Origin of the sequence: Aeromonas sp. R1-1 (assembly GCF_040908495.1) — a bacterium.
Lineage (GTDB): Bacteria > Pseudomonadota > Gammaproteobacteria > Enterobacterales > Aeromonadaceae > Aeromonas > Aeromonas veronii.
The window spans coordinates 1-12,018 of the sequence record NZ_JBFODV010000066.1 but is presented as its reverse complement, the minus strand read 5'-3'; the positions used below and the strand labels follow the sequence as shown (position 1 = coordinate 12,018).

Annotated in this window: 11 protein-coding genes and 3 tRNA genes; 9 read left to right on the top strand and 5 right to left on the bottom strand. The window is 60.0% G+C overall.

Annotated elements, in window-relative coordinates; genetic code table 11:
* Positions 1–144: 144 nt before the first annotated feature.
* From AB5Y92_RS03990 to hemA, 5 genes are all read right to left on the bottom strand, one after another.
* Positions 145–945 carry a SirB1 family protein gene (locus AB5Y92_RS03990; protein ID WP_005334938.1) on the bottom strand — a complete coding sequence of 267 codons (801 nt, stop codon included), beginning with the start codon at positions 943–945 and terminating at the stop codon, positions 145–147.
* Between the two features lie 12 nt (positions 946–957).
* Positions 958–1,341: a SirB2 family protein gene (locus AB5Y92_RS03985; RefSeq protein ID WP_021229819.1), complete on the bottom strand. Its 384-nt coding sequence runs from the start codon at positions 1,339–1,341 to the stop codon at positions 958–960.
* Positions 1,342–1,397: 56 nt separating this feature from the next.
* Positions 1,398–2,249, bottom strand: coding sequence for a peptide chain release factor N(5)-glutamine methyltransferase (prmC, locus tag AB5Y92_RS03980; protein ID WP_368225639.1), 852 nt, complete (start codon positions 2,247–2,249; stop codon positions 1,398–1,400).
* A 61-nt stretch (positions 2,250–2,310) separates the two neighbouring features.
* Positions 2,311–3,399, bottom strand: coding sequence for a peptide chain release factor 1 (gene prfA / locus AB5Y92_RS03975; protein WP_042061304.1), 1,089 nt, complete (start codon positions 3,397–3,399; stop codon positions 2,311–2,313).
* Between the two features lie 51 nt (positions 3,400–3,450).
* Positions 3,451–4,710: a glutamyl-tRNA reductase gene (gene hemA / locus AB5Y92_RS03970; protein ID WP_139476479.1), complete on the bottom strand. Its 1,260-nt coding sequence runs from the start codon at positions 4,708–4,710 to the stop codon at positions 3,451–3,453.
* 126 nt (positions 4,711–4,836) lie between these two features.
* Between hemA and lolB the strand changes: the two genes are divergently transcribed.
* From lolB to AB5Y92_RS03925, 9 genes are all read left to right on the top strand, one after another.
* Positions 4,837–5,415 carry a lipoprotein insertase outer membrane protein LolB gene (gene lolB, locus AB5Y92_RS03965; protein ID WP_005353907.1) on the top strand — a complete coding sequence of 193 codons (579 nt, stop codon included), beginning with the start codon at positions 4,837–4,839 and terminating at the stop codon, positions 5,413–5,415.
* Positions 5,415–6,263: a 4-(cytidine 5'-diphospho)-2-C-methyl-D-erythritol kinase gene (gene ispE / locus AB5Y92_RS03960; protein ID WP_042054540.1), complete on the top strand. Its 849-nt coding sequence runs from the start codon at positions 5,415–5,417 to the stop codon at positions 6,261–6,263. Before lolB ends, ispE begins: the two co-directional genes overlap by 1 nt.
* Before the next feature lies 1 nt (position 6,264).
* A tRNA-Gln gene (locus tag AB5Y92_RS03955) sits at positions 6,265–6,339 on the top strand.
* Between the two features lie 192 nt (positions 6,340–6,531).
* Positions 6,532–7,479 (top strand): ribose-phosphate pyrophosphokinase, encoded by a 948-nt coding sequence (locus AB5Y92_RS03950; RefSeq protein WP_005343846.1) that lies wholly within the window; start codon positions 6,532–6,534, stop codon positions 7,477–7,479.
* A 115-nt stretch (positions 7,480–7,594) separates the two neighbouring features.
* Positions 7,595–9,583, top strand: a complete 1,989-nt coding sequence (locus AB5Y92_RS03945; RefSeq protein ID WP_368225638.1) for a bifunctional UDP-sugar hydrolase/5'-nucleotidase — start codon at positions 7,595–7,597, stop codon at positions 9,581–9,583.
* A 218-nt stretch (positions 9,584–9,801) separates the two neighbouring features.
* Complete coding sequence (gene pth / locus AB5Y92_RS03940; protein ID WP_005334960.1) at positions 9,802–10,398, top strand: aminoacyl-tRNA hydrolase; 597 nt, start codon at positions 9,802–9,804, stop codon at positions 10,396–10,398.
* 116 nt (positions 10,399–10,514) lie between these two features.
* Positions 10,515–11,606 (top strand): redox-regulated ATPase YchF, encoded by a 1,092-nt coding sequence (gene ychF, locus AB5Y92_RS03935; protein ID WP_005353921.1) that lies wholly within the window; start codon positions 10,515–10,517, stop codon positions 11,604–11,606.
* A gap of 234 nt (positions 11,607–11,840) precedes the next feature.
* Positions 11,841–11,917: transfer RNA gene (locus AB5Y92_RS03930), tRNA-Met, on the top strand.
* 8 nt (positions 11,918–11,925) lie between these two features.
* Positions 11,926–12,000 (top strand) — tRNA-Gln (locus tag AB5Y92_RS03925).
* Positions 12,001–12,018 lie beyond the last annotated feature (18 nt).

The following is a 12,018-nucleotide window of genomic DNA, read 5'->3' as shown; positions in this document are numbered from 1 at the left end:
CTCCGTTGCAGCCGAGCGCTGCGGCCTTGATATTCTTCTGTTTCAACTCCAAGACATCCTTAATAAAAGGGCCTGAAGCCAAGTTACTCCGTTGCGACCGGACGCAGCGGCCTTGATATTCTTCTGTTTAGTTTCAAGCCGCCCTTAATGGAGGGGCTTGGGGCTCAGATCCAGCGCGGCCAGCTGCACTTTCAGCACATCGGCGACGGGATCGTCCGGGCATTGTTCAATAAAATATTCAAAATCGTCGGCGGCCTGACGCGGGCAATCGAGCTGCTCGTAGATAAAGCCGCGATCCCGCGTCTCCAGCGGATCGCCGGGCTTCATCCGCAACAACAGCTCGCTGCAACGCAGCGCCTCGGGCATACGATCTTCCCGCAGCAGGGCCCCCTTGCTGACGTTGAGCAGCCGTTCGATGATCTCCCACTGGCCGGAGGGCTGCAGGTAGTCGGGGGTCAGGGTCGCCAAGTCCCCCAACGCACCGCGCAGCAGCAGCTCGATGCGGGCCAGGCTCAGCTCGTCGCCGGTAAAGGGGTCGACATAGACCTCCCCCTCGCCACCGGCAAAGCTCACCAGGAAGTGGCCGGGGAAGCAGATCCCCTCCACATCGAGCCCAAGCTTGCGCCCCAGCTGGATGATGAGAATGCCGAGGCTGACCGGGATCCCTTTGCGCTGAACCAGCACCTGATTGAGATCGCAGTTGTTGGCAGAGAAATAATCCTGCCAGTCGCCATGAAAACCGAGGCTGTGGTAGAAGCCTTGCAGCAACTGCTGGCGCACCTCGTCACAGGTGCCCTCTTCGATCTGCTCGTCCAGCCACTCGTCCAGCAGGTTCAACTCGCGCATCCCCTCCTCGACCGAGCCATAAATCTCGTCGCTGACTGACAACGCCAGCTCGGTGATGTCGTGGGCTTCGAAATCGGTCCATTCGTCTATGTGTAACATTCTCTTCATGCCTTAGCCGAACACACTCGTCTGTTTGAGCACTGCCAACTTGGCAATAAAGTAGATCCAGCCGAGCGCCCCCAGAAAGGAGCACCAGCGCACCAGATTGCTTTTGGCCAACCGCAGCGCCATCGCCGCCAGAAATACCAGCACCAGAATGGCCATCAGCTTCTCGCTGAGCCAGGGCGTTCCGTTATTGAACGGGTTGAGATCCAGCACCATGCAGAGCAATACGCCGGAGAGCACCACCAGACCGTTGAGCCAGCCGCTGACCTTCATCACCGGCGCGCTATAGGCTCGGCCAGTGGCGGTCTGTACCCAGTAGAAGCGGAGCATAAACATCAGCACGGCCCCGGCTATCAGGGTGAGGTGCAGGTGTTTGAGCACAAAAACCATATTCAATCCTTGCATGGGGGCGCACAGGCAACCCGCCGTGTAACAGTGAGGAACCGTCAGCGCAGCGGGCAGAGGCCCAGCGTCACCCTGTCGTTATCCCCGTAATCGCGCACCGTGGCTACCTCACGGTAGCCGCCATCACGCAGCAACTGACGCACCGCCTCCCCCTGATCCCAGCCATGCTCCAGCAGCAACCAGCCGTCAAGCAACAGATAAGCGGGGGCATGGGCCACGATGTGGCGGATATCGGCCAGCCCGGCGTCATCGGCAACCAGCGCCGAGCGGGGTTCAAAGCGCACGTCACCCTGCTCGAGATGGGGATCGGCGCCATCAATATAGGGGGGATTGGAGACAATCACCGCAAATCGTGGCGTTTCGTCGTGATCCGGCTCGCCAAGGGGCTCGAACCAGCTGCCATCGCGCACCTCGATGGGTAACCCCAGTGCGGCGCTGTTCTCGCGCGCCAGTGCCGCGGCATCCGCCATCCGATCCACCGCCCACACATCGACATCGGGCCGCTCGGACTTGAGCGCCAGCGCGATGGCGCCGGTGCCGGTGCCGAGATCCAGCACGGCGCAAGGACCTTGCGGGATTCTGGTCAGCGCCTGCTCGACCAGCACCTCGGTATCGGGGCGCGGGATCAGGGTCGCCGGGCTCACCTTGAGGGGCAGCGACCAGAACTCCCGCTCGCCCACCAGATGGGCGATGGGTTCGCCGTTGAGACGACGAGCCAGCCACCCCTGCAGGGTGGCCTGCTGGGCGGCATCCAGCTCACGCTCGGGCCAGGTCATCAGATAGCTGCGACGACACCCGAGCAGATGACAGAGCAGTACATCGGCATCGGCGCAGGGGGACTCCCCCTCAGCCAACACAGTCATGATATGGGCGCGGGCCTGCTGGATCTGCATCAGTGCCACTCCACCTTATGGGCAGAACACTTAATGCGAGCTTGCCAGATCACCATTTGCATCAGTTGTTCTCGGCCAGCGAGGCGAGCTGATCGGCCTGATACTCCTGCACCAGCGGAGTGATAACGCAGTCCAGATCCCCTTCCAAAATTTCGGAGAGGCGATAGAGGGTCAGGTTGATGCGGTGCTCGGAGAGGCGGCCCTGCGGGTAGTTGTAGGTACGGATGCGCTCGGAGCGATCGCCGGAGCCCACCAGATTGCGGCGGGTGCTCTGCTCGGCGGCGCGGTGGCGCTCATCCTCGGCCGCTTGCAGGCGGGCGGAGAGCACCGACATCGCCTTGGCGCGGTTCTTGTGCTGGGAGCGCTCGTCCTGGCACTCCACCACCAGACCGGTCGGCAGGTGGGTGATGCGAATGGCCGAGTCGGTCTTGTTGACGTGCTGACCGCCGGCACCGGAGGCGCGGAAGGTGTCGATCTTCAGATCGGAAGGATTGATCTCGATCTGCTCGGCTTCCGGCACTTCCGGCAGCACGGCGACGGTACAGGCGGAGGTGTGCACCCGGCCCTGAGATTCGGTCTCCGGCACCCGCTGTACCCGGTGACCACCGGATTCAAACTTGAGACGGCCATAGACGCGCTCGCCGTCGATCTTGGCGATCACCTCCTTGTAGCCACCATATTCACCGTCATTGCAGCTGACGATGGAGACGCGCCAGCCCTGACGCTCGGCAAACCGTGAATACATGCGGAACAGGTCACCGGCAAAGATGGCCGCTTCGTCGCCACCGGCACCGGCACGGATCTCCAGATAGCAGTTGTTGTCATCCTTGGGATCCTTGGGCAGCAACATCAGTTGCAGCTCCTGCTCCAGCGCCTCCAGATTGGCCTTGGCCAGCGGCAGCTCCTCCTGCGCCATCTCGCGCAGGTCGGCATCCTCCTCCTCCAGCATCATCTGGGTGGTCTCCAGATCATCCTGCGCCTGACGGTAACGCTGGAAGGCGTGAACGATATCTTCCAGCTGGGCATATTCGCGGGTCAGGGCGCGGTAGCGATCCTGATCCGAGACCACGTCTGGCTCGCCGAGCATGGCCTGTACTTCTTCGTGGCGCTCGATGAGGCCTTCCAGCTTTCTGATCAGTGACGGATTCATAACTCTTGCATTCTCAATGGAGGACGGGACAACCGGCAGGTTGCCCGAAAATTATGGCTCTTGTGACAACCCCAGCGCCTGCCGCAAGCGGGAGAGCTCGCTCTGATCCCCCTGGGAGGCAGCCTGGCGCAACGCCTGGGTCGGCGCGTGGATCAATTTGTTGGTGAGGCGATGGGCCATCGCCTTGAGCGCCTGTTCGGCACTCTCGCCCTGCGCCAATGCCAGCAGGGCCCGTTGCAACTCTTCATCAGCCACTTGCTGGGACTGATGGCGGTAATCGCGAATGAGGTCGACCGAGCTCTGGCCGCGATACCAGCCCATAAACTCGTCGCGCTCTTCCTGCACGATCACTTCCGCCTGTGCGGCAGCCCGTTTACGGGTTTCGAGGTTCTGCTCGATGATCCCCTGCAAATCATCCACCGTGTAGAGATAGGCATCGGAGAGCTCATCGACTTCGGCTTCGATGTCGCGCGGCACGGCAATATCCACCAGAAACATGGGTTTGAAGCGGCGGGCCTTCAGCGCGCGCTCCACCATCCCCTTGCCGATGATGGGCAGCGGGCTCGCGGTCGAGCTGATGACAATATCCGCTTCGTGCAGATAGTCGGGGATCTCTTCGAGCGTCATCACCTGGGCACCGAATTCGGCCGCCAGGGTCTGGGCGCGCTGCAGGGTGCGGTTCGCCACCATCATCTTGGTGACGTTCTGCTCGCGCAGATGACGGGCCACCAGTTCGATGGTCTCCCCCGCCCCGACCAGCAATACCTTGGTCTGGGAGAGATCGGAGAAGATCCGCCGACCCAGGCTGACGGCGGCAAAGGCCACCGACACGGCACTGGCGCCAATCTCGGTATCGGTACGCACTCTTTTCGCCACCGAGAAGGATTTCTGGAACAACCGCTCCAGCGCCCCCTTCACCGACTCCGCCTGCTGGGCATGGGCGTAGGATTGCTTGATCTGCCCCAGGATCTGCGGCTCCCCCAGCACCAGCGAGTCGAGCCCGCACGCCACCCGCATCAGGTGGCGCACCGCCTCTTCATCGTGATGCTGATAGATGGCAGTGACCAGTTCGGCCGCGTCCAGCCCGTGGAACTGTTGCAGCCAGCGCAGCACTTGCTCCTGCCGCGCCTCCTCCAGATTGCAATAGAGTTCGGTCCGGTTGCAGGTGGAGACGATCACCGCCTCGCTGACACCGGGTTGGCTCACCAGCTCACGCAAGGCGCGATCGATGCAGTCCGGGCCAAAGGCGACCCGTTCCCGCAAGGCGACACTGGCGGTGTTGTGGTTGATTCCGAGGGCAAGCAAACTCATGAGTGGGCGACGATCATTTCATACGCTGGGTGCAAAGGCTGCCAATTGTACGAGAAAGGGTAAGTCTTTAAAAGCAATACGGCCGCCCCGTATACTGTGGCAAATCCCTCTCTCTGGAGCCGTCTCTTGCTGCTACGTATTTTTACCCTCACCTGCCTGCTGTTGCTGGCCGGTTGTGCCACCACCCAGCCCCAGCGTGACCAGGTGAACTGGAACCAGGAGCGGACCCGCCTCGAGCAGCTGACCCATTGGCAGCTCTCCGGCAAGATGGCCATCATCACTCCCCAACAAAAGGGCAGCGCCCGCCTCAACTGGCAGCAGGATGGGGAGGATTATCGCCTCAACCTCACCAGCCTGATCGGCACCAGCATTCTGGAGCTCTCCCGCAGCAAGGGGGAGATCACCCTGCTCGACAGCGACGGCAATCGCCACCAGAGCCAGGATGCCGAAGCGCTCATCTATCAACTGACCGGCTGGAATATTCCGGTTGCGGGATTGCCAGAGTGGATCAAGGGGCTACCGGGTCAGGCGGAGTTTGAACTCAACCCCGACAGCAGTCTGGCCAGCGTGCGCGACGGCCAGTGGCAGATCGTCTATGGCGATTATCGGGATCAGGATGGCTACCGCCTGCCGCACCAGCTGACCATGACCGGCCAGAACAGCCGCCTCAAGCTTCAGATCAACCAATGGACTCTTGCACGTTAATGGCTTCCACACGCTGGCCGGCACCGGCCAAACTCAACCTGTTTCTACACGTCAATGGCCGTCGTCCCGATGGCTATCACGAGCTGCAGACCCTGTTTATCTTCCTCAACCACAGCGACTGGCTCGAATTCGAGGTGATACCGAATAGCGACACACTCACCCTGAGCCCGGCCATTCCCGGGGTGCCGGATGAGCAGAATCTGATTATCCGGGCGGCGCGCCTGCTGCAGGCAACCCTGCCGAGCCCGCAAGGTGCCCATATCCGGCTGGAGAAAGTGCTACCCATGGGGGGCGGCATTGGCGGCGGTTCGTCCGATGCAGCAACCACGCTGGTGGCACTTAACCACCTCTGGCAAGCGGGTTTGAGTGAAGATGAACTGGCAGCGCTTGGCGTCCAGCTGGGGGCTGATGTGCCGGTGTTTGTCCGTGGCAAGGCGGCCTTTGCCGAAGGAGTGGGCGAGCGGCTGCAACCGGTCGAACTGCCCGATGCCTGGTATCTGGTGCTCAAGCCCGATTGCCATGTAGCGACCGCGGCCGTATTCCAGGATCCGGACCTGCCGAGAGCCACGCCGAAAATGGCGCTGGACAACCTGCTGGAAGGCGAGTGGAAAAACGATTGCGAATCACTGGTGAAAAAGCGCCACCCCGAGGTTGCCAATGCGCTCGGCTGGTTGCTAGAATACGCGCCGTCAAGAATGACGGGCACAGGAGCCTGCGTCTTTGCTCAATTTGAAGACGAAGTGACTGCTCGGGAAGTGTTGGCCTGCGTGCCGAAGGGACTTGATGGGTTTGTCGCCAAGGGCGAGAACATATCACCTCTCTTCTCCACATTGCAACAGTTCAAATGATTGGGGTATCGCCAAGCGGTAAGGCAGCGGGTTTTGATCTCGCCATTCCTAGGTTCGAATCCTAGTACCCCAGCCAATTTTACCGAACGGTATTGATGATTAACGTGGCCGGTTTTGCACTCGGCCACGGATTCGGGTTACCGGTATCATCACATTCATTGGGCAGCAGACACCTTGTACGTTATCTTGATAAATCGTTTGCCCCAAAACGATAGGGTCTGATTTCAGACTCCCCCACATACTGGATGCAACCCCGAGGTTTCAAACCGTGCCTGACATGAAGCTGTTTGCTGGTAACGCAACGCCGGAACTAGCCCAGAAGATCGCAGATCGCCTGTTTATCAAACTCGGCAATGCTGCCGTAGGTCGCTTTAGCGACGGCGAGATCAGCGTACAGATCAATGAGAATGTACGTGGTGGCGATATCTTCATCATTCAATCCACCTGTGCCCCGACCAACGACAATTTGATGGAATTGATCGTCATGGTGGATGCTCTGCGTCGTGCTTCAGCTGGCCGTATCACTGCCGTTATCCCCTACTTTGGTTATGCCCGTCAGGACCGCCGCGTCCGCTCCGCCCGCGTACCCATCACCGCCAAGGTTGTCGCTGACTTCCTCTCCAGCGTCGGTGTGGACCGCGTGCTGACCGTTGACCTGCATGCCGAGCAAATTCAAGGTTTCTTCGATGTTCCGGTAGACAACGTGTTCGGTAGCCCGGTGCTGCTGGAAGACATGAAGTCCAAGAACCTCGAGTCTCCTGTCGTTGTCTCCCCGGACATCGGTGGCGTCGTGCGTGCCCGCGCCATCGCCAAGCTGCTGGATGACACCGACATCGCCATCATCGACAAGCGCCGTCCCCGCCCGAACGTCTCCCAGGTCATGCACCTGATCGGTGACGTTGCCGGCCGCGACTGCATCATCGTTGATGACATGATCGACACCGGCGGCACCCTGTGCAAAGCCGCAGAGGCCCTGAAAGAGCGCGGTGCCAAGCGTGTATTCGCTTACGCTACCCACCCGGTCTTCTCCGGTTCCGCCGTCGAGAACATCAAGAACTCCGTGATCGATGAACTGATCATCACCGACTCCATCCCGCTCACTGCGGAGATGAAAGCGGTCGGCAAAGTCAAGCAGCTGACGCTGTCAACTGTACTGGCCGAAGCCATTCGTCGCATCAGCAACGAAGAGTCCATCTCTGCCATGTTTGAGCATTGATAGATTCAGCAATAACGAAAACCGCCATCAGGCGGTTTTCGTCTTTCTGGACCTTCTCTTTCCAACTTTCTGCTATCTGGTACGACCCTGCCCCGGCAGGCTTAAGGATTTACCCATGAATTGCTTGCGTCCCCTCCTGCTCGCGACCCTTACCTCCGCCCTGCTCGCCTGTCAGCCCGCCAAAGAGAATCCGCCCTTTGTGCTGACCCTGGCTCACATGAACGACACCCACTCCCAGTTTGATCCGGTCAATGCCGAGATCAAAGGGCAGATCTTTGCCCAGCAGGGGGAGACGGACACCCTCTATACCCGCTTTGGCGGTTATCCGCGCCTGCTGACCATGGCGAAAGCCTATCAGGCCGATGCGCTGGCCAAGAACCAACCCTTGCTGCTGCTGCACGGCGGCGATGCCTGGCAGGGCAGTGGCTACTTCAAACTCAACGAGGGGATGGCCAACGCCGAGTTGCTGAGCCAGTTCGGCCTCGATGCCATGGCGCTGGGCAACCACGAGTTCGATCTGGATAACCAGAAGCTGGCCCGCTTCATCGAGGGGGTCAACTTCCCGGTGCTGGCCGCCAACCTCGACACCAAGGCCGATCCGGCCCTCAGCAAGGCTGACAACCTCAAGCCCTTCGTGGTCTACGCTTTTGACGGCAACCAGAAGAGCCCGGTCACCGATCTCGACAACCTGCCGCAAGGCAAACAGCTGGTCGCCGTCATCGGTCTGGTACTGGAAGACATGGGTAATATCGCCCCCAACGTCGGCAAGCTGCGCTTTGGCAAGGAGGTCGCCTCGGCTCAGGCCACGGTCGACATGCTGCAAGCCAAGGGGATCCACCAGATTGTGGCGCTCACCCATATCGGCAACGAGCGGGATCTGGCGCTGGCCGCCAAGGTAAACGGTCTCGATGCCATCGTCGGCGGCCACTCCCACAGCCTGCTCGGCGATTTTCGCAATATTGGCTGGGGCAAGACCGGCGATTACGCCAAGCTGGTGACCAATCCGGATGGCATCGGCAAAACCTGCGTGGTGCAGGCGGGCTCCTACGCCCAGGCCATCGGTCTGGCACAGGTGACCTTTGACAGCCAGGGTCAGGTGACCGACTGCCAGGGCCACAACAGCCTGCTGGCCAGCCGCGACTTCTTCGCCGATGCGGCGCGCAAGCAAGCGCTCGACGACGCCCGCAGCAAAGAGGCGAGCCAGTTTGTCGACAACCAGCCCAATCTGGTGACCGTGGATGAAGATCCGCGCCTGCGCGGCATCATCGACAGCCACTACAAACCGGCGCTGGAGAAAGCCTACGGCCCGGTGATCGGCACCATCCCCGAGCAGCTGCAAAATGCCCGTCGTCCGGGCGACAACGGCAGCGACAGCCACGGCTCAGATGTAGCGCCGCTGGTTGCCGAAGGGGAGTTCTACTGGGCCAATACCTCAGCAGTGCAAGCCCTGACCGGCGGCCCGGTCGATTTTTCTCTGGTTGCGGTGGGGGGCGTGCGCGCCGACCTGCCTGCTGGCGAATGGCGTGAGGGGGATAGTGCCCTCACCCTGCTGCCGTTCAAGAACCAGCTCTCGGTGCTGACCCTGACTGGTGCCGAGGTACGCGCCCTGCTGACCGAGACCATCACCGCCACCCAGCCCACCAGCGCCCATGCCGGCAAGTTCCCCTATGGCGGTCACCTGCGTTACACCTTCCAGGAGACCGACGCAGGCAAAGCGGGCACCCTGACTCAATTGCAGCACAAGACCGCAAGCGGCGAGTGGCAAGATCTGGTGGATAGCCAGCACTATCGGGTGGTGATGAACGCCTACAGCGCCAACGGCAACGATGGCTGGCAAACACTGGCCAATGCCCAGCGTCACCAGAGCGAGCGGGTCGATATCGCCAGCGTCAATGGCAAGCTGACCGCCTTCCCGGTGTTGAAGGTGGCACAAAACGGCGAGCTGCTGAGCGCCGTCTATGCCCCGGGCCAGGCCCTCGATTGCAAAGCCAGCGGCGTGGATTGCGGCACTGATGCAGCCTCTTTCGTGGAGTATGTGCGCGATGCCCGCCCCTCCCTGACCGCGCTGGATGAGGAAACTGTCACCCTGCTGCGTGCCAAATAACGACGGTAGTCAACCGGGCACAACCCATCGGCAAGCTGAAACGGGCCTCATGCAAGAGGCCCGTTTGCCCACCGTTAGCCACCCATTGGCCGCAATAATGCTGCAAATCCCGCCATAACATGCGCATTGGTTGAGTGATCGCCACTCGGCGGCTAGAATATTGCGTCCTATTGCTCTGGGTAGTGTGCCCACGGCAGCTGCGAGTGAAGACATCAAGCGTGACAAGCGAAATCAAACTGATCGTCGGACTGGGCAACCCCGGCCCGGAATATGCCAAGACCCGCCACAATGCGGGCGCCTGGTATGTGGAGCAACTGGCCCGCTGGCACAATGTCAGCCTGCGTGAAGAACCCAAGTTCTTCGGCCATACTGCCCGCATCCTGGTCGAGGGGCAGGATGTGCGGCTGCTCATCCCGAACACCTATATGAACCTCTCTGGCAAGGCGGTGGCCGCACTGGCGCGTTTTTATCAAATTGAGCCGGAAGCGATGCTGGTGGCCCATGACGAACTGGATCTGCCGCCAGGCATCGCCAAGTTCAAGCAGGGTGGTGGTCACGGTGGCCATAACGGCCTCAAGGACATCATCGCCAAGATGGGCAACAACAATAACTTCTTCCGGCTGCGTCTCGGGATCGGCCATCCCGGCAGCAAAGAGCAGGTGGCTGGCTTCGTCCTGACCAAGGCCCCCAGCAGTGAACAGAACCTGATCGACGCCGCGCTGGACGAGTCCCTGCGTGCCACCGACATCCTGTTCAAACAAGATATGACCAAGGCCATGAATCGCTTGCACAGCTTCAAGGCTGAAAAGGGTTAGGTCGGTTTGACCCTGTACTGGCATTGTGCCGGTACATGAGCAACGACCAGAACAAGCATGACATGGGCCGCCTGCGGGCGACCCCCAACAGCATCCATCAAGTAAGGTAACAATCCATGGGTTTTAAATGCGGTATCGTGGGCCTGCCCAATGTAGGCAAATCCACCCTGTTCAACGCGCTGACCAAGGCCGGTATCGAAGCCGCCAACTTCCCGTTCTGCACCATCGAGCCGAACACAGGTGTGGTGCCGATGCCGGATCCCCGCCTCGATCAGCTGGCTGCCATCATCAATCCGCAGCGTGTTGTGCCGACCACCATGGAATTCGTCGACATCGCCGGTCTGGTTGCCGGTGCCTCCAAGGGTGAAGGTCTGGGTAACCAGTTCCTGGCCAACATCCGTGAAACCGAAGCGATCGGCCACGTTGTGCGCTGCTTCGATGACGAGAACATCATTCACGTTGCCGGCAAGGTCTCCCCTGCCGACGATATCGAAGTGATCAACACCGAGCTGGCCCTGTCGGATCTGGACGCCTGCGAGCGCGCCATTCACCGTCAGTCCAAGCGCGCCAAAGGCGGCGACAAGGATGCCAAGCTGGAAGTGGAAGTGCTTGAGAAGATCAAGGTCGCACTGGAAAACGGCCAGATGATCCGCGGCATGAAGCTGGATAAAGAAGAGCTGGCAGCCGTCAGCCACCTCAACTTCCTGACCCTGAAACCCACCATGTATATCGCCAACGTGGCGGAAGATGGCTTCGAGAATAATCCCTATCTGGACAAGGTGCGTGAAATCGCCGCCGCCGAGAACGCGGTCGTGGTCGTGGTCTGCTGCGCCATCGAAGCGGACATCGCCGAACTGGACGATGAAGATCGCGCCGAGTTCATGGCTGACCTTGGCATCGAAGAGCCGGGCCTGAATCGCGTTATCCGCTCCGGCTACCAGCTGCTCAACCTGCAGACCTACTTCACCGCCGGTGTGAAAGAGGTACGCGCCTGGACTATTCCGGTCGGCGCTACTGCCCCGCAAGCAGCTGGCAAGATCCACACTGACTTTGAAAAAGGCTTTATTCGCGCCCAAACCATCGCCTTTGAAGACTTTATTAACTACAAGGGTGAGCAAGGCGCCAAGGAAGCGGGCAAGATGCGCGCTGAAGGGAAAGATTACATCGTCAAAGATGGCGATATCATGAACTTCCTGTTCAACGTCTAATCCCATGACAGGCCAGCATTTGCTGGCCTGTTTTTTATCTGCCATTGCCCGGGCAATAATGGCAATGTCTTAAAAAAAAGCAGATTGTTGGGCTTTTGCGCAACAGAGACCAATAACTGGTCAAACGCACTCAAATTGCGTTTTTCTGGCAAAAAAAGGGTTGACGCCCCAGAGCCAGATACGCATAATTCGGCCCGCACGGTGACGAGGTAACGACTCACCGGAAGCAAGGTTGGCTATGTAGCTCAGTTGGTTAGAGCATCGCACTCATAATGCGGGGGTCACAGGTTCGAATCCCGTCATAGCCACCATCTCTAGTTGGGGTATCGCCAAGCGGTAAGGCAGCGGGTTTTGATCTCGCCATCCCTAGGTTCGAATCCTAGTACCCCAGCCATTTTTAAAAGTTCTTTGC